The following is a 17,084-nucleotide window of genomic DNA, read 5'->3' as shown; positions in this document are numbered from 1 at the left end:
TCTACTTAAAAGTATTGATGGTCAAAACCTGAGAAAACGAGAGTATTTAAGAGCTAAGCGTTTCTCTATAGAGGGAGTATAGCTTAATGTACTAGCAGAGGAAAGATGAGGGAATCTAAGGTTTCGAGAGGTAAACAGAGTTATTATTTTCTGAAAATCCTAAATTTAGGCATTATAATGCGAATGTGTAAATTTATGATAAATAGCGAACGTGCGTTTTTGAGGTTTGTAAAAAAAGATAATACAATTTACGATAGGTTCATTCGAAACCAACAATTAAGGAGATGTTTAAATGAGCAATATATTATTAAATTCAAGAAAAAACACTCTTGATAATAAAGGGCTTTTAGAACAAAATAAAAAGTTTTGGGATAATACTGCTGACAAATGGTTCGGTGTAACTGCACTCCCAGAACTCGGATACTTAATACCATCCGAAGAAGACTTACATTTGTTTGGTGATGTGTCTGGTAAAAAAGTTCTTGAAATTGGTTGTGGAAGTGGGCACTCTCTTAAATATCATGGTGACCATAATGCATCAGAACTTTGGGGACTTGATATGTCAACTCAGCAAATTGAAAATGCAACCCGTTATTTAAAAGATTGCGGATATGAAGCACATTTATTCAATAGTCCCATGGAAGTGAATCCAGGTTTACCGATGGGTTATTTTGATATTGTTTATTCAATATATGCAATCGGTTGGACTACCGATTTACAAAAAACATTTAATCTGATCGCATCCTATTTAAAAAAAGGTGGTACTTTTATATTCAGCTGGGATCACCCTGTCATGAGATGTATGGAAATTGAAGAAGATAATCTTGTAGTTAAAAGCTCTTATTACGATGAAAATCTTTTTACGTTTGAAAAATACGGCTTTGATGTTTCACTCAGCAAAAGGAAAATTTCAACGTATATTAACGCTTTATCTAAAGCAGGATTTTTTATTGAGGAAATGATAGAAGAAACTGATAAACAAACCCTTGAAAGTGAGAGTAAAGTTGAACAGAAATATCATTCTGCTTTCAATGCGAAAATGTTTCCCTTGTCTTTCGTTTTTAAAGCAAGAAAACTTTAATCGGTAGTTAAGCATAATTTGCGGTTATATAAGCCGCAATCTTTTATATTATACGCATCAGTGGCTTTAAAAGGATTGCCTGTGGGTTGAGAAAATTGAAGTAAAACTAGCGAGTTAATTTGTAAAAAAGCTAAACTAACGGGACACCTTAGTTCAACAAAGACACGACGGCAGCCGGCGTTCGGCAGCCCTTTTATTGAAGTATCGGGCAGGATAGTTCAAGAGTTTCGCGAATATACCCTACATACGGAATTATTTACGAAGTTCGTGAATAAAACGTTATGTGCAATTACTTGCAGGGTATATGGGGAGGGTTATTTTCAAGTAGATGATTTCACTTATTCTATCGATATTGATGTATCAATCTCCCATCGTTGCTTTTACTAAAGAAGAAATCGAGAAATATGAAGAGTTATCAAAATCAGTTAATGAAGGTCGATTAATTGACTATACTTTACAATACCCCAAGTACCGTTTTCTACAGTATTTATCATTGAAAGGAAACTACGTGTTTCACGGTTCTAATTATCGCAATATTGAAAGATTTGAACCACGCGAACAAACATTGTACAACAATGAACTAACGACAGCTGTGTTTGCGACGACAGAACCAATATGGTCTATTTTCTATGCAGTATTTAATCGAAGTGCATTAATCGGGAGTTTTCGAAATGGATGTCTTATAGGACGAAACAAAAAGTACCATTATTATTCAATAAATGAATCTACAATAAAAAACAATCCTTGGACGGATGGCATGCTGTACATACTACCTAAAGAAAAATTTCATATGTCTGGACAAGGAAAAGTGCAATTTGATGAGTGGACTTGCAATGAATATGTAACCCCAGTAGGCAAAATAAGCGTATCCTTATCAGATTTTTATTTCTTGAATAAAGTAGCTGTTCACAAAGATAAAGAGTCTTTGTTTAGTACATGGATATACTATAAAGCACGAACTTTAATGGCAAATTCGAAGAGGGCAAGTAACAGCACATAACACCGTAGCTACGCTGCGGGCCGTTCGACCCTTGGCAGCCGATGTCGTGTGACAAAAACATCGTAACATGAGAAGCCGCTGATTATGCGGCTTTTTATTTTTATGATATCAAGAACTTTTTTACATTCCCGATATGATCTCATCGGCAGCAGGCAAGTTAAAAAGTTGCCATTGTTGTTAAGCTAACGGGATGGATAATTTAATGGTAATTATTTTCATAAGAACAAACATGCGTTATAATTTTGGGTAATTATGGATTACAGACATCGGGGAAAGACATTCTATAAACAAAGGAGACAGTATAAATGAGCTTTAAGTCAAAATTTGACCAATTTCCAATATTAGAAACAAGAAGGTTATTATTAAGGCAATTGAATCAACATGATGCAACAGAATTTCAATTAATTAAATCGGACCCAGATGTTCAAAGATATATGGAAACAGGTGAAGGATCAAAAACTATTGAAGAGATAGAAAACTGGATTAGAACTTGTGATTTAAGATTTAATAAAAACAGAAGTGCTTTTATTTGGGCAGTTTGCCTAAAGGATATTGATAAAGCAATTGGATATATTGAATGTACAAATTTCGTTAAATCAGCAATGGCTGATGTTGCATACTTTTTATCTAAAGATTATTGGAATCAAGGCATTATGAGTGAAGCAATAGTTGAAGTTACAAAATTTGGTCATGCATTTGTTGGGCTTCATAGAATTCAAGCGTTAGTTGCTGTTGAGAATATAGCATCAATAAAGTGTCTTATTAAAGCTGGTTTTTTCAATGAAGGGACTTTAAGACAGTATATCCTAGGTAACGGAATTAGGGATGTAGCCATGCTATCTTCATTAAAAACAGAGTTGTAGATTTTAAGACAATAACTAGAGGTCTCTTCACTAACGGGACATGATAGCTCAATAAAGACAGTTAAAGGGAGCAAACTTCTTTTGTGAACAGTACCCCAATTGTTAGACACCATCTAACAGTTGGAGGTGCAGTTCATTTTTTGTGTCGGCTGCCTTTACCTAGCTTACGGGCAGATTAATAACAGTGTAAGGAGGATTTACCTGCAGCTGGTGGAATATTATTCCTATAAAAGTTTCAAATACAAAAAGAGGAGCTGGCAAGATTGAAACCTATTGTTGTGGGAATTGCAGGCGGTTCGGGCAGCGGGAAGTCAACTTACTGCGACATTATAGTTAAAGAACTTAAAGATTATCAAGTAGCTGTTGTCTCAACAGACGATTTCTATAAAAAGGATTTGCCAAAGATGATATCGCCTGTATCAAATGTGGAGTACGACGATTTTAACCATCCAGATGCGTTAGACTATTACAAGTTAATGGAGTACTTAAACAACTTACTAAGTGCTGAAAATCAACCTGATGTAATTATCTTAGAAGGCATTTTCACACTTTACTTTGAAGAGTTAAGAAAAATGTTAGATGTAAAGATCTTTGTTGATCTTGATTCAGATGAACGCATGTATCGAAGGATAAGTAGAAATATGAAAAATTGGGGCGTGGGTTTTGAGGAAGTTGCAACATATTACCTAGATGCTGCAAAACATAGAGAAATAGAATATGTACTGCGTACAAAAAATTTTGCTGATATGGTCATTAATGGTAACCATCTACAGGGTATATCGAAAAATATAATCTGTTGTTGGATAAATAGTATGATAAGCAAATGAGTCATTCCTGAAATTAGAGAGCCTTCGGCTATGCGATAGAGTGCAAGAAACGATTCAAACGGGAGTTTTGGAATGAAGTTGCTGATGTGGAATGTTATTACCAATTGGATTGTACAATTAGTGAAGGAGTCAGTTATGAACAAAGATGAGCTTGGGAAATTATATCCAATCACGGTTGTACCTTACGATACAAATTGGACTTCACAGTTTAAAAATGAAAAACAAACCTTAACCAACATTCTCAGTTCTGAAACAGCTCTAAGAATAGAACATATCGGCAGTACGGCTGTACCAAATTTATCAGCAAAGCCTACAATTGATATCCTTGTGGAGATTCCAAAGGAAAATGGAGTAAGTGAATTAATAATTAGCAAGATGACTCAAAATAATTATATACATATGAAAGAGCAGAAAAATCATCTGATGTTTATTAAAGGATATTCCCCGACAGGATTAGAAAAAGAATCTTTCCATATACACATGGGTACAAAAGATTTAAACTTTCTTTGGGATAGAGTGTATTTTAGGGATTATCTACGGGCGAATCCTACTGTTGCCAAACAGTATGAAGACCTAAAGTTTAAATTAGCCGAAATCTATAAGTATGATAGAGAAGCCTATACTGAAAATAAGACGGAATTCATTAGAGAGATAACCAAACTGGCGAAAGAGAGATTATAAAAGATTTTCTTTACTTCACTATCGGAGAACAATAGTTGAGGAGCTTGCTTGGGGCGGCTCCTTTTTGATTTGTTGAAGTACCAATCTTATTGCTCAACATAGATATTTGTATATAATTCACATATGTTTTCAAACAGGGTGAAAGAGAGGTTTTATTATGAAGAATCCTCTGAAATGGATTAAAGTCCGTTTCAATATTTGGGATAACCCGTTTAATATCTTATATTGGGCGCTCTTGCTAATGCTTATATATATTTTGGTGGGTATTTATGGAATGAACTGGTCATAAGTGCATTTAACGGAAAAGTTTTCAGACAGAACAAAGCATTTTAGAACAGGATGTCTTTCAGTTGATCGTCTAAACTGATAAAGAAAGGAGATGGGATCAAGTGGAAGCTCTTCGGATGCGTCGGCAGGCGATTGATTACGTGGAAGTGAATTTGCAGTTGAACATCGAAATCGATGATATTGCTAGAGCTGCAATGTCATTGAAGTATCATTTTCAACGGATGCATGGAGTAACGCCGATTGCGACAAAGAAAAGAATGTGAGGAGATCCGTATGGTCATGTTGTACCTATGCTTTTTGCAGAAACCATCACAAATTTCATTGATAAGAAGAATATATCCTTATCAGCTAACGGACAGTATAGTTCAACAAACCGTAATGAATTATGGCATAATACGTATTTTCTTTACAAAAAATGTACAGTTCTTGTAAAGTGATATGGTGAACAAATTCCTATAATTTTCATATGAGAGGAGGTGCGCGTAATGGATAACTTTAATGCTTTTGAGTGTGTAGTGGAATACCTGGAGAATATTATACCTTGCTCAGATGAAGTTGATTATCGTGTCATTTCTAAAATTGCAGGTTGTCCTGCTCCCTTATTCCAGCGTATTTTCGTATATATTACAGGAATTACGATTAATGAGTATTTGAGAAGACGTCGATTGACGTTGGCTGGTTATGATATCAGAAATAGCAATGAGAAAATTATTGATATAGCTATGAAATATGGCTTCAATTCCCATGCTGCTTTCACAAGAGCATTCAAAGAGCATCACAAGGTTTCACCTTCTAGTATTAGGAAGGCTGGAGAACAGCTTAATGATTATCCTCGCACCTCCTTTACAAATATTAGAATTGTAGGAGGAAAACGAATCATGGCAGATCTTAAAAAAATCGAGTATGTAGAATTTGGAGCTCGTAAAATTATAGGTATGATGAAAATGACTTCGTTTCAAATGGCAGGAGAAGAGTGCTGGGGTTCAGCATTTAAGGAAGGTGTTTTTGACAGAATTCAAGGAATTGAAAGATGGATTTGCAAAAATATGGATGATTATATTGGACTTGGGCATATGAGTAAATTTGTAGGTAAAGAGAATTTCCAATATATCATAGGTAAATTTGTAGAACTTGATGCACCTGTTCCTGAAAAAATGTATGTAGAAAATATATCCGCAGGAACAGTTGCGAAAATATGGATTGAAGCCGATAACCTTAACGATATTATTGATTGTGCATACTTAATTTGTTCCGAAGCGATCGAGAAAACAGGATACAAAATTGATATTGAAAACTTTTATTGGTGTGATGTCTACACATACGATAGATATTGCACACCGCTAGAAAAAGGACAGAAAATTATTCTTGATTATTTGTTTCCTGTAATCAAAGATGAATAGTAAAGAATTGTGTACTAACGGGACACGATAGTTCAATACATAACGGCTACCAAGTGGTAGTCCTTTGTTTCTCTAACAGGCAGTATACATAAATAGGAAATTATTGTAATCTAGTTTTGTTAATATAAAAAGAGGAGGACGATAAAGTGGCTCCAAAACATATAGTTTCTGCGGCAACAATTGTAGTTAATGAGCGAAACGAAATATTATTGATAAAAGGACCTAAACGAGGATGGGAAATGCCAGGAGGGCAGGTTGAAGAAGGTGAATCATTGAAAGATGCAGCGATAAGGGAAACAAAGGAAGAGAGCGGTATAGATATAGAAGTGACAAAGTTTTGTGGTGTTTTTCAAAATGTAAGTGCTAGTATTTGTAACACTTTATTTTTAGGCAGACCAGTCGGAGGAGAATTAACAACTACTCCTGAGTCTTTAGAAGTAGGATTTTTTCCAATCGAAACAGCATTAGAGATGGTAAATTGGGGGAATTTTAAGCAAAGAATTGAGCTTTGCTTGAATGAAGAACTTCATCCTTTTTATGTTGAATTTTCCATTCCGCTTAAGGATTGCTAGAGCGCCATAAGTTATTTCCGTCGGTCCGCGTAAACCTAACGGGACACTATAGTTCAATAAACACTTTCAAAGGCTGCCGTTATGATCGGTAGCCTTTGTGCACCTAACGGTCAGTTTAGTGGCATTAAGATAAGGTTTGGGTAGTTGATACAACTAACGGTTGTATCCCTATCAACTTTGCTTACATTGCGTCAATGGCACCTCTATGTAATGATAAATTCATACATTCAAAGGCGGTGGGATAATCGTGATGGATAAGATTATGTTTCAAGATAGGATAAGAACTCTTCGGTTGGAACGGAATATGACACAGCAGGAATTAGGGGATCTCCTAGGCGTTACCGCCCAAGCCGTATCCAAATGGGAGACCGGTATAGCAACACCAGACATCACCTTGCTACCAAAGATCTCCAAGTTGTTTGATTGTTCAATTGATTCATTGTTATTCGGTGGAGATGGTAACCCATCGCACGATAGTAAAACGATGATGCGCATGGATCTGGAAGATTCGAAGATCGAATGTTCTAATCTTAGGGGCATTGTCATGCGTGATGTCGTGATGGATGGTGCAGAAATATTTGAAAGCCGGCTAAACGGGATACGAATTCACCATAGTGGAATGGCGAACCTTTCTCTTAGGCACCTTGATCTAGACGGATTATCGCTTGGGTTCAGTCAAATGAATGGTGCTGTCATTCATGATTTGGGTGGACACACTACGCCTATTCGATTCGCGGAGAATGATTTCAAGAGAAGCACGGTTGATAGGTGTGACCTAGCCAATGTCCAGTTAATCAACTGTAATTTGTCAGGGTTACGAATTAATGGTTCCACACTAAGAGATAGTTGGTTGCTTCAGCCGGAGGAATATGAGCCTATACATATAGAGGATGTTGATTTCCATGATAGCGTCATTAAAAACAGCAATCTGTCGGGAGTTCGCATAGAAAAATGTGTAATCAACGGGCTTACGATTTACGGGATTCCGGTGGAAGAGTTGATCGCTGCCTATGAGCAGATCCACGGCAGTGAGTAATGATGTTATACATGATCATTGTTGAACTAATGGGACAAGAGAGTTGAGGAGCGTGCTTAAGGCAGCTCCATTTTGATTCGTTGAGTAATGGATAGATATAAAAAGAACCGTTTACAAGTAACAACCAAATCATACGCGTTTTCGTAATAATTGTCGCTATCTTGACCATACTGATAAAAGGTTGACTTTCAACTAGTACATTGGAGTTAAAGGATGGTTAATATGCGAGATGAATTAAGTATAAAGATCTATTTAGATGAAACGGATACTCCGTTTTCAAGATACTATAGCTTAGATGATGTTCACCTAAGCTCTGATCTTGAAGATTTTATTTTGTCAAAGCAACACAATGGTAGTAGAAAAGAAGTAGAACTATGTTTTTTAGGTCAGAATGATTTTGACGAGAAGTCATTGCAGACTGCCACAATTAACACTTTTTCTAACATCTTGAACGAAGAGGAATATACACATGCTAGAAATGTCAAAAAGGCTATTGTTTTGTTTGTGCTGGGTATTATAGTTGGGGTGATATTCTTGAAGTATTCAACTACTCATACCTATATTGCAGGAGTTTTAAGCATTGTATGTTGGGTTTTTATTTGGTCAGGTACAGAGGTTTATTTTTTTGAAAATCAGCAAATCAAACAAAAAATTAGAAAATGCAGGAATATTCTAAATGCGAATGTGCGCAAAAAATAGGGTTTTAGTGAAGAAGGTTATTTTACAAAATATAGCGAATTCATAATCATTAAATGGATAAAAGTGGTGATATGTTGGATGATATGGATAAAAAATTATTGAATTATTACCTGGAACTTAAAAGCCCTGAAGCTGGTGAATGGAATTCATCCCCGCAATGTATCCATACAGAATTGATAACAAGGGATTACGTAAGAAAAGCATTTTCAGTTACTGAAGGAATGCGGGTTTGTAATGTTGGTATCGGTACTGGAGATTGGGATGATTACCTAGGATATTGGTTAAAGGGAAGAGGTAGCTTAACAAGTATTGATATAGACATGGGGATCTGCGAAATTTTCGAGTATAGGCAGCGGAGAGAGGGACATCCGAACCCTTCAGAGGTTTTGTGTAAAAGTATTTTTGATTCGGATATACCCGTAGAAGAATTTCATATTGTTACCTTAATCGGATCCGCTATAAACGAAACAGAGGACTTTAAGCGCTGTTTAGACTCGTGTTTTGGCTTATTAAAACATGGGGGATACCTGCTGTTTATGGCGAACTTGAGAAGAACCCCCGTAGAAATGTTAGAACAGTACATACGAGATACAACTTACCATATTGAACAAAAGGATCTATATGATATTTTCCCGGAGTACCCTTTTTACATCTGTAGAATCAAAAAGTGATTCAACTAACGACCAGGATTATTCAACAACATCACGAATACTTCCGAGGAATAGTATGGACCCTCAAACAAAACATCTTTTCTAGAGCATTCATCTTAATTGGATAAAGAATCCTGTAATTGACTCGCCTTGGCTCAACCTATACTTGTCATTCAGTGTCAAGAACTTGATCCCATTACCGTCATATAACCGTAAGAAGTGGAATGTGATTAAGCGAACAGCACACAAGCGGGGCCGAATGGCTGCCGCTTTTTTTGTGCGACAGTTAGTTGCAATTTTAGCGATAGATAGGTCCGTGCGCTAAATATTTCTAGAACCATTCTTTCCCAAGAGATTTCTCATACGACGAATGATGCTTTTTATAGTGCACATACAGAATAAAATACGCATAGAACAAGCACCATGCGCCAGACTAAAGACAATGTAGACATTTGTCTACCAAAAAACATGAAAACGTTTTCTTTTATCTCCATTATGAAGATAATTGACGTTTAATTTACATGGTCTTCCCTGATACAATATGAGTGAAATGTTGAACGAATTCGATTATCAATTTCTGAGTCCATACTTTGCCGGTCCGGAAGAGAGGAAGAGATGCGTGAACAGACTCATTGAGATTATAGAAAGTTCTCCAGTAATTGAAGAGCTTCTAAAACATTGTCCCTATTCGGTTCTTAAAAAGTTTCAAGTCAAAGAGTACGCAAAAGGAAGGTTTAAGCTTGAGCAGGGAACCATCTATTCAGAAGTCTATATCATTGTTCAAGGAAAAATAGACATTTTTATTCTAAGCGATTCGGGTCGCAAGATCACGCTTGACATCTATGAGCCAGGAAATATTATTGGCGAGCATGAGCTTCTTCAGGAAATCCCTTTTAGCTCTTCCGTCCAGTCTTTAAGTGATGTGGTGTTATTAAAATTGTCTCGAGAAGCTTTTCTCGAATGGATGGAATTAGACCGAGGCTTCGCCAGAAATTTGACAGAATCATTATGCAAACAAATTTATCATTTAAGCAAAAGAATCGAGTCGTATAGTTTGTTCTCTACGAAGCGTCAAGTTATTGCGGAGTTAAGTTCTTTAAGCAAGAGCGATTATATCGAGAGAAAGACGCTATTAAAAAGGATTAGTTCTACGCCTCGCAGTGTCGATCGCGTGTTAAAAGAACTGAAAGATTTAGAGTTGATTGAAATGGATAATGGCGTTATTAAATTACGGAACCCAAACTTATTGATTGAGCTGGGTTCAAAGGAGTGAAAGTGATGGAAAAACAACCTCATATTCAGCTGGATGGATCGTTAGATGTCAGAAAAGCAATTGTTGTAGGAGACCCCGCCCGGGTAGACATTGTGAAATCGGTTCTGGAAAATCCACAAGATATCACATATAATCGGGAGTTCAAATCTGCGATCGGTACGTTTAAGGGGCACAAGATTCTAGTCCTGTCGACCGGTATTGGTGCACCTTCTATGGTCATTGCAATTGAGGAGCTAAAAGCGATTGGTGTCGAATCCGTGATTCGTGCCGGGAGCTGCGGTGCGATGGACAGCAGCTTTAAGGTTGGCGAAATTATGGTTGTAACGGGCGCTGTTCGTGATGAAGGCTTAACTGAAAAATATGTTCCAAAGTATTTCCCTGCCATTCCATCAAGTGAGCTACTGATGCGGGCAATGAAGCAAACTGAAATTCCAGTGAAGGCTGGAATCGCAAGGAGCCATGACGGTTTCTACATGGACAACAATATGGCAGTAGAAGATTTCTGGTCGCGCAAACAAGTTTTAGGCGCAGACATGGAGACAAGCGCACTCTATGTTGTTGGCCATTTAAGGGGACTTCGAACTTTATCGATTCTCAATAATGTAGTCCCTTATATGGAACCTCTGGCAGATGGAGTCAATGAATTGGTGTCAGGAGAATCACAAATGAAAATTGGAGAATTGCAGTCTATCAAATTGGCATTAACCGTTCTAACGGAGGAGGAATAGGTGTATGAAACAAGGAATATATAAAGTTCTAAAAAGCAAAACGTGGGACGCATGTTGGCTCATATTGGGGATCATTCTGGTGATGGCTAGCACTTATTATAGTTATAGTGGTACCTTTGATCTTCTTCTCGTTACCTCATTTATTGGCGGTATTCTAGGTATGGTAATCGTGTTGCTCTTCGCCAATCAATATGGGAAAACGGCCAGTGGTTTAGGTGTCGTAGGAGCTATATTTGATACGTTTAATAACTTTAGATACGGCTTGCTAGGAAATGTGTTCGTAGGGATCTACTGTGCTGTGCTGTACGCCAAAGGCTTTCTGACGATGGGAAAAGAAATTGAAGTCACGAAAGTAACGAAATCCAATTTATATATTTCAGCAATTATTGCTTTGGTTGGTTCTGTTGTTCTCTACTTCTATGGCGGTACGATCCTGCCTGCTGATGCACCGATGTGGGTCATCGTGTTTAACGTTTTAGTGTTCCTCGTCCAAGTTATTTCGCAATATTTGATGGTAGAGGGTAAAGCGATTTCTTGGATCGGTTGGATTCTTGCTAACTTTATTAACTTGGCTCTGCAAATCTACGTTATTGTTCAAGGTAATAGTCCGACAGCAATGATTTACTTGTCCATGACCATTATGTTCCAGCTCAATTCCATTAAAGCAGCGATTCTATGGTATGGATACGGCGAAGAATAAATAATTAACTACAACATACGTAGACGGGATCGAGCCTGATTCCATCAGAGATTACCAACAAAAGACAAGACCCAAACCTTCGAATGAAGGAGGGTCTTGTTTTATTTTTCAGGTAATATGCGATACACGATATATTTCCGTTTCCCAAGTAATCTAGAAGCTTAAACAGATCAAGAAGTCGTATAGATTCATATTCGCTAGAAGTTAGGTGCCAATCGAATAAGTTTATCCGGGGTGCCGTCACCGTTTTTGTCGCCATTGTTACTGGTGACGAAATAGAGTGATCCGTCTGGCGCCTCGACAATATCGCGAATGCGTCCGTATTTATTCACAAACAAGTAAGTAAGATCACTGCTCTTGATCGTCGGTTGGCCGTTCTGCTCTCCAATGATCATGCGAATGATCTGTTTGCCTTTTAAATTGGTAACAAGTAGATTTCCTGCCCACGGCCCTTGAGTTACAAAAGTCATGCCCGAAGGCGCCCAGGTTGTGCCATTCGCATAAATGAGCGGAGGCGTAATGCCTGGTTGATTCTGATTCCCACCCTCATATTTAGGCCAACCGTAATTGTAACCGGGCTGAATGTAATTAATCTCATCTTTAGAGGATTCACCGTGCTCCGATGCAAAGAGACGATTCGTTCCAGGCTGCCATGCTAATCCTTGAGGATTCCGGTGTCCACGGCTATAAATGGGAGAGGAGGCAAACGGATTATCACTCGGAATGGTGCCGTCCAAATTCAGACGGAATATTTTCCCCCCGAGATAAGTAAGTGTATCGTCTTTATTGCCGTAGTTGCCGTCACCGAAATACAGCTTTTTGTCGGGACCTATTTTCAGCCGGCCGCCATTGTGATAGACCGCACCCGGAAGGTTCGTGATAAGAACTTTGTCTACTGTAGCGATGTTGTTATCCTCTTTAAGCCGAACGACTTGATTGGCTACTTTGTTGTCTGATGTTTTGTATGAATGGTAGATATACATGTAATGATTGGTGGCGAAATTAGGATCGAGTACCAGTCCCAATAAGCCGCCTTCACTCTTAGGCATGTAATAGAAAGGTGAGCCCAGCGTAATGACCGGCGTGGATTTCAACTTCCCGTTCTCAATGACACGAACTCTGCCGCTATTGCGCTCGGTGAAGAAAATCCGCCCATCCGGTGCAAAATCAACAGCCCATGGTGTTTCCAAGTTGTTAGCGACAACCTCTGGCGTATAAGGATCGGAAGAGGCAGGGCTGGTTTTGACAGACAACGCATTGCTAGCTGCAGATATATTTCCTGCTAAGTCCCTTGCTTTTACGGTGAAGGTATACGAGGTATTTGCCGTAAGCCCTGTTACATTAAAAGATGTCGCAGGCGTGTTTCCGGTGAGTGTGCCACTATTATAAATGTCGTACGCATAGACGCCAACGTTATCTGTCGATGCCGTCCAAGTCAAATTGACAGACGAAGATGTTTTGCTTGGGCTTACAAGTCCTGTCGGAGCAGTCGGGGCCTGCGTATCGGTTTGGTTTGTCGTTTTTACGGTGAGAGGGCTGCTGGCGTTGGAGATATTCCCTGCCGCATCTTTGGCTTTGACCGTGAATTGATAGGTGGTATCCGGCGTTAATCCGGTAAAGGTGTAGGTCGTATCCTTGACATTCGCTTGCGTCATGACATTATCTTTGTATAAGTCATAGCCCTTCACACCAACATCATCCAGCGATGCGGTCCAGGATATGTTCGCAGTTGTATCCGTTACACGGTTTGCTTGCAAGTTTGTTGGTTCTGTAGGCGGGAATACATCACCGGTGGCATTGACTTTTACCTTGTCAAAGGTGGCCGTGCTTAGGCTGGATACATTATGGCTGGTGACAGCCAATCCTACATACAACGAAGCATTCATATTCAGAGTCAAGTTGCCCAAATCGCCCCAGTTCAACCCGTTGTTGGATACATATCCTTTGATCACATTGCCTTTGCGTTCAAGCTTTACCCAGGCTGGGCTCGTCGAAGCAATTTTAACACTCTGAGATGCTCCTCCCGTCTCAGTCCGGTACTGGAACGTGAACCCGTTGGAAGGCGTCAATAGCAAATCGGCATGCTTGGAATTGGCATTCAACGTTTCCCTTATCATTATACCGGCCTTCGCAAAATCGTGTGAATTGGTCTGAGAAGAAACAAGGGCAATAATGGCGCCGTCTCCCGTCCAGGGCTGATAGAGATAATTGAACTGATCTGATTTGCCCCAGATGTCTGTACCTGCGCCGCTTACGGTAAATTGATCAACCCCTGGATCGTAAGAAGCGCTACCCGTTAATCCAGGAGAACCGATATTTTGTTGCTTCCACGGATTCGGTACAGCACCTGCCATAGCTGCGACATCAACCTCTGCCTCGGCGAAGCCTGATGTAGGTAATAAAGCGAGTAGCATACAAAAGCAGAGACTCAAAGCCATAATTTTGCTTCGTGTAATCATCGCTACACCTCCTTTTTAGATTTTGGATGAAATCCTCCTCCCCTGAAAATTAAACCGCTTATACTTTCGATCTTTATTTTACCATATTTATCTAATATCGGAACTTAATTATACGAAAATAAATATTAAAATCTAATTACAACCATCCGATGCATTCTTTTATTCTCTTTCTTTTCGACCTGTTATGGAGAATTTACGTGCTATGCGGATGACTGCGTGGTGGTGTGCAAGACGAGAAAAGATGCGATCCGATCGTATGAACTTATCCAAACGATCATGGAAAGATTAGAGCTAACGATGCACCCGATGAAAACCCTAATTGTGGGTTTATGGTCTGTTGAAGAAGTGCTTGACTTTCTGAGGATGCATCACCGGAAGATCAAAGCGGAAACGTCTAAAGCAGGTGTTTATTACACAACACAAGGGGCTGGGAAGACCATCCCTTTACTCTAGTAGCGGGCAACGTAGTGATTATCGACTTAAAGAGTATTATTGTAAGGTCCGATAAAAATTGATTATAACTATTTAATATCAAACGAATTATCAAAAAATTGGTAAAATAATACTGTTATTTGAAAATTAAAATAATGGTGGTGTTTTGGCTTGAGCGAAGTAGAAGTTAGAATATTTACAAAGGATGATATGCTGAAGTTAGGTGATTTGAACCCAACGGAGAGTGAAAGACATGTCAATGCAATTTCGTAAATACAGAGATGAGAGCGATTACATGGCACTCCGAAAGATAATCACCCAAAAGTTTGCCGACCCAGCCCGCCGTTTTTATCCTAGTCTAGGGGATTTTGACTATAATCGCGCCTTCGGTGGTGAAAAATTCCTTCGAAATCTGATGGTTTCCGAAATCGATAATGGGACCATTATCGGCGCAATTTGGCCAGGGCATTATCGCATTCTTTATTGCTTTACTGGGTCTGAGTACGTTCATCTGGAAGAAGAAGTATTCGCCTGGATGGAACAATATTATTGTGGTCCATCACTTGAAGATCGTAGCGGACATGAGGTTTATATTTGGAGTTATGTCGAGGATTTTCACCGAGTAGAGACGCTGAAGGCTAGGGGATACGAACAGCATACTTGGTACATGTATTCTGGGGTAATTGATTTAGAAAATGTGATTCAAGAGCCTCGTTTTCCCGAGGGTTTCATGGTGCGTCCGATCGAGACGGGTGATTTAGAGCAAAAAGTCAATATCATGAGCGGTTCAGCGGGATTAACAGCGCCGGATATGGAGATATACGACCGTTTGATGTCCTGTCCAACCTATCATCAGGATTTGGACTTGGTTATAGTAGACGAGGTGAATCAAGTCGTCGGCTTTGCAAATATCTGGTTCGATAGTGAGAACAATATCGCAATTATCGAACCGTTTGGAACGGCTCCCACGCATCGAAGAAGGGGATTGGCAACTAACATGTTGTACGAGTGTATGCGCAGGTTAAAGGATGCCGGCGTCAGTAAACTCTATATCAATCATGGGGGAATGTGGACGCTTGATCCAGAGCCTGATGACGCGATGCGCGTCTACACGAGGGTTGGCTTCCAAGAACTCGGAAATATGTTTGTATGGTGTAAGTCCTTCTCTTGACTGTACCAGTCTATTAAGACCAGGATACTGCCAGATTGATGCTTACCAACGTATTCAAAAATGAAATACAGCAAGGAGGTAATTAGATGGTTAATGTTTTTGCCGTAGCTGATATAATTGTCAATCATATTCAGACTCATTACCCCCAAGATGTTGCTATCGTTGGATATTATGGATCATATTTGCAGGGTAGAGCGACGGAGCGGTCGGATTTGGATTTCTTCTTCATTCCGGCCACGGATAGAGGAAGACAAGTGGAATGCCAGTTTCTAATCGACGGTATAAGCTTTGATTTTTGGCCAATCGGTTGGGAGCGTGCTGAAAGGATGGCAACATTTGATGAGTGGAGTACTACGATTATTGCAGATTGTGAACTATTGTATGTACGATCTGATGATGATTTTTCTAGATTCATGTGTCTTCGAGAGAAGATAGCCATCATGGGGAATGACGCCAAAGCATCTACTATGATTAACAAAGCCGAATCTGTATTAACAGAATGCCTTATTAACCTGGCTAAAATGCAACTGTCAGAACACTCTAAGGAGCTATCCTATTGTCGAACCCAAGCTCAAGAGTTAGCCGGAAACATCTTTAAGTCACTTGGATTTTTAAACCAAATCTACTACAAGCGCAGTTGGGGCCACTATCGTGAGCAGATCAGAAATCTCCCCATTAAGCCTGAACAACTGGATGAACACCTCGACACCATGATGTTGAGTTCTACTCCCGATGAAATTATGTCGGCATGTGAGAAACTGACTTCAGATACTCTTCGCCTTTATTGGAGCGACAAAACAGTCAAGAAGAGATTCGCTCTTACAAAGAGCGAATGAAGGGGTATTACGAAGAAGAAAGGGGGATGATGAACAAGCTGCTAACCGCATGCGAAAAGGGCCATTACGAAACAGCTTTCTTCGTTGCTATAGGTGTTCAAGACGGGCTATCCCGAATATTGTATGCTGCTGAAAAAGGACGTTGGCCTGGTATTGTTGACTTAGGCGAGCATCGAGAGTATTACGTTCGTTATGGGTATCCAGATCTTGTCACTCTGTTGGATCCAACAAATTTCGAACCGTTAAGAATAGCCGTTCTGCAGCTTATAGAAAAGTTGGAGATTCACCTAAGAACAGAAGGAGTATCTTTGAACCAGTTCGATTCTGTTCCCGAGTTCGAATCATTTTATATAAACAGAGTTTAAGGCAGCCGGCTTTCTGTGTCGGC

General features: G+C 39.2%; 18 protein-coding genes. 17 read left to right on the top strand and 1 reads right to left on the bottom strand.

Annotation, left to right across the window (positions count from 1 at the left end):
• Positions 1-292 precede the first annotated feature (292 nt).
• From AC3WU2_RS28410 to AC3WU2_RS28345, 14 genes are all read left to right on the top strand, one after another.
• The gene (locus tag AC3WU2_RS28410) at positions 293-1,081 is read left to right on the top strand and encodes a class I SAM-dependent methyltransferase (RefSeq protein ID WP_492458269.1); all 789 of its coding nucleotides are present in this window, start codon (positions 293-295) and stop codon (positions 1,079-1,081) included.
• A 328-nt stretch (positions 1,082-1,409) separates the two neighbouring features.
• Complete coding sequence (locus AC3WU2_RS28405) at positions 1,410-2,081, top strand: hypothetical protein (protein WP_492458268.1); 672 nt, start codon at positions 1,410-1,412, stop codon at positions 2,079-2,081.
• 305 nt (positions 2,082-2,386) lie between these two features.
• Complete coding sequence (locus tag AC3WU2_RS28400) at positions 2,387-2,944, top strand: GNAT family N-acetyltransferase (RefSeq protein ID WP_492458267.1); 558 nt, start codon at positions 2,387-2,389, stop codon at positions 2,942-2,944.
• A gap of 263 nt (positions 2,945-3,207) precedes the next feature.
• The gene (locus tag AC3WU2_RS28395; RefSeq protein ID WP_492458266.1) at positions 3,208-3,771 is read left to right on the top strand and encodes a uridine kinase family protein; all 564 of its coding nucleotides are present in this window, start codon (positions 3,208-3,210) and stop codon (positions 3,769-3,771) included.
• 72 nt (positions 3,772-3,843) lie between these two features.
• Positions 3,844-4,452 carry a GrpB family protein gene (locus AC3WU2_RS28390; RefSeq protein WP_492458265.1) on the top strand — a complete coding sequence of 203 codons (609 nt, stop codon included), beginning with the start codon at positions 3,844-3,846 and terminating at the stop codon, positions 4,450-4,452.
• Between the two features lie 389 nt (positions 4,453-4,841).
• Positions 4,842-5,003 carry a hypothetical protein gene (locus AC3WU2_RS28385; RefSeq protein ID WP_492458264.1) on the top strand — a complete coding sequence of 54 codons (162 nt, stop codon included), beginning with the start codon at positions 4,842-4,844 and terminating at the stop codon, positions 5,001-5,003.
• A gap of 222 nt (positions 5,004-5,225) precedes the next feature.
• Positions 5,226-6,140, top strand: a complete 915-nt coding sequence (locus AC3WU2_RS28380; RefSeq protein ID WP_492458263.1) for a helix-turn-helix domain-containing protein — start codon at positions 5,226-5,228, stop codon at positions 6,138-6,140.
• Between the two features lie 146 nt (positions 6,141-6,286).
• The gene (locus AC3WU2_RS28375; protein ID WP_268618397.1) at positions 6,287-6,712 is read left to right on the top strand and encodes an NUDIX hydrolase; all 426 of its coding nucleotides are present in this window, start codon (positions 6,287-6,289) and stop codon (positions 6,710-6,712) included.
• A 250-nt stretch (positions 6,713-6,962) separates the two neighbouring features.
• The gene (locus AC3WU2_RS28370) at positions 6,963-7,748 is read left to right on the top strand and encodes a helix-turn-helix domain-containing protein (protein ID WP_492458271.1); all 786 of its coding nucleotides are present in this window, start codon (positions 6,963-6,965) and stop codon (positions 7,746-7,748) included.
• Between the two features lie 222 nt (positions 7,749-7,970).
• Positions 7,971-8,447, top strand: coding sequence for a hypothetical protein (locus AC3WU2_RS28365; RefSeq protein ID WP_492458262.1), 477 nt, complete (start codon positions 7,971-7,973; stop codon positions 8,445-8,447).
• Positions 8,448-8,518: 71 nt separating this feature from the next.
• On the top strand, positions 8,519-9,118 hold the full coding sequence (locus AC3WU2_RS28360) for a class I SAM-dependent methyltransferase (protein ID WP_492458261.1): 600 nt from the start codon (positions 8,519-8,521) through the stop codon (positions 9,116-9,118).
• A 598-nt stretch (positions 9,119-9,716) separates the two neighbouring features.
• Positions 9,717-10,370: a Crp/Fnr family transcriptional regulator gene (locus AC3WU2_RS28355; protein ID WP_492458260.1), complete on the top strand. Its 654-nt coding sequence runs from the start codon at positions 9,717-9,719 to the stop codon at positions 10,368-10,370.
• A gap of 5 nt (positions 10,371-10,375) precedes the next feature.
• Positions 10,376-11,098, top strand: a complete 723-nt coding sequence (locus AC3WU2_RS28350) for a nucleoside phosphorylase (RefSeq protein WP_492458259.1) — start codon at positions 10,376-10,378, stop codon at positions 11,096-11,098.
• A 4-nt stretch (positions 11,099-11,102) separates the two neighbouring features.
• Positions 11,103-11,798: a nicotinamide mononucleotide transporter gene (locus tag AC3WU2_RS28345; protein WP_492458258.1), complete on the top strand. Its 696-nt coding sequence runs from the start codon at positions 11,103-11,105 to the stop codon at positions 11,796-11,798.
• Positions 11,799-11,995: 197 nt separating this feature from the next.
• On the opposite strand, the gene AC3WU2_RS28340 is transcribed toward AC3WU2_RS28345, so the two are convergent.
• Entirely contained in the window at positions 11,996-14,257 is a 2,262-nt protein-coding gene (locus AC3WU2_RS28340) for a PQQ-dependent sugar dehydrogenase (RefSeq protein ID WP_492458257.1), read from the bottom strand.
• 685 nt (positions 14,258-14,942) lie between these two features.
• Between AC3WU2_RS28340 and AC3WU2_RS28335 the strand changes: the two genes are divergently transcribed.
• The 3 genes from AC3WU2_RS28335 to AC3WU2_RS28325 all read left to right on the top strand — a co-directional run bounded on the left by AC3WU2_RS28335 (position 14,943) and on the right by AC3WU2_RS28325 (position 17,061).
• A complete protein-coding gene (locus tag AC3WU2_RS28335) occupies positions 14,943-15,860 on the top strand; it encodes a GNAT family N-acetyltransferase (RefSeq protein ID WP_492458256.1) in 918 nt (305 codons plus the stop codon).
• Between the two features lie 86 nt (positions 15,861-15,946).
• Positions 15,947-16,696, top strand: coding sequence for a kanamycin nucleotidyltransferase C-terminal domain-containing protein (locus AC3WU2_RS28330; RefSeq protein WP_492458255.1), 750 nt, complete (start codon positions 15,947-15,949; stop codon positions 16,694-16,696).
• A gap of 26 nt (positions 16,697-16,722) precedes the next feature.
• Positions 16,723-17,061: a hypothetical protein gene (locus AC3WU2_RS28325; RefSeq protein ID WP_492458254.1), complete on the top strand. Its 339-nt coding sequence runs from the start codon at positions 16,723-16,725 to the stop codon at positions 17,059-17,061.
• Positions 17,062-17,084: the final 23 nt, after the last annotated feature.

It is taken from the genome of Paenibacillus sp. EB106-05-06-XG162 (assembly GCF_058791655.1).
Note: the sequence above shows the minus strand (reverse complement) of the source record. Positions and strands in the feature narration are given on the sequence as shown.

Bases quoted from the DNA above. Each gene is read 5' to 3' on its own strand.
- AC3WU2_RS28410 (WP_492458269.1), top strand. From the start codon at position 293: ATGAGCAATATATTATTAAATTCAAGAAAAAACACTCTTGATAATAAA.
- AC3WU2_RS28405 (WP_492458268.1), top strand. From the start codon at position 1,410: ATGATTTCACTTATTCTATCGATATTGATGTATCAATCTCCCATCGTT.
- AC3WU2_RS28400 (WP_492458267.1), top strand. From the start codon at position 2,387: ATGAGCTTTAAGTCAAAATTTGACCAATTTCCAATATTAGAAACAAGA.
- AC3WU2_RS28390 (WP_492458265.1), top strand. From the start codon at position 3,844: ATGAAGTTGCTGATGTGGAATGTTATTACCAATTGGATTGTACAATTA.
- AC3WU2_RS28380 (WP_492458263.1), top strand. From the start codon at position 5,226: ATGGATAACTTTAATGCTTTTGAGTGTGTAGTGGAATACCTGGAGAAT.
- AC3WU2_RS28370 (WP_492458271.1), top strand. From the start codon at position 6,963: ATGGATAAGATTATGTTTCAAGATAGGATAAGAACTCTTCGGTTGGAA.
- AC3WU2_RS28365 (WP_492458262.1), top strand. From the start codon at position 7,971: ATGCGAGATGAATTAAGTATAAAGATCTATTTAGATGAAACGGATACT.
- AC3WU2_RS28360 (WP_492458261.1), top strand. From the start codon at position 8,519: ATGTTGGATGATATGGATAAAAAATTATTGAATTATTACCTGGAACTT.
- AC3WU2_RS28350 (WP_492458259.1), top strand. From the start codon at position 10,376: ATGGAAAAACAACCTCATATTCAGCTGGATGGATCGTTAGATGTCAGA.
- AC3WU2_RS28345 (WP_492458258.1), top strand. From the start codon at position 11,103: ATGAAACAAGGAATATATAAAGTTCTAAAAAGCAAAACGTGGGACGCA.
- AC3WU2_RS28340 (WP_492458257.1), bottom strand. From the start codon at position 14,257: ATGATTACACGAAGCAAAATTATGGCTTTGAGTCTCTGCTTTTGTATG.
- AC3WU2_RS28335 (WP_492458256.1), top strand. From the start codon at position 14,943: ATGTCAATGCAATTTCGTAAATACAGAGATGAGAGCGATTACATGGCA.
- AC3WU2_RS28330 (WP_492458255.1), top strand. From the start codon at position 15,947: ATGGTTAATGTTTTTGCCGTAGCTGATATAATTGTCAATCATATTCAG.
- AC3WU2_RS28325 (WP_492458254.1), top strand. From the start codon at position 16,723: ATGATGAACAAGCTGCTAACCGCATGCGAAAAGGGCCATTACGAAACA.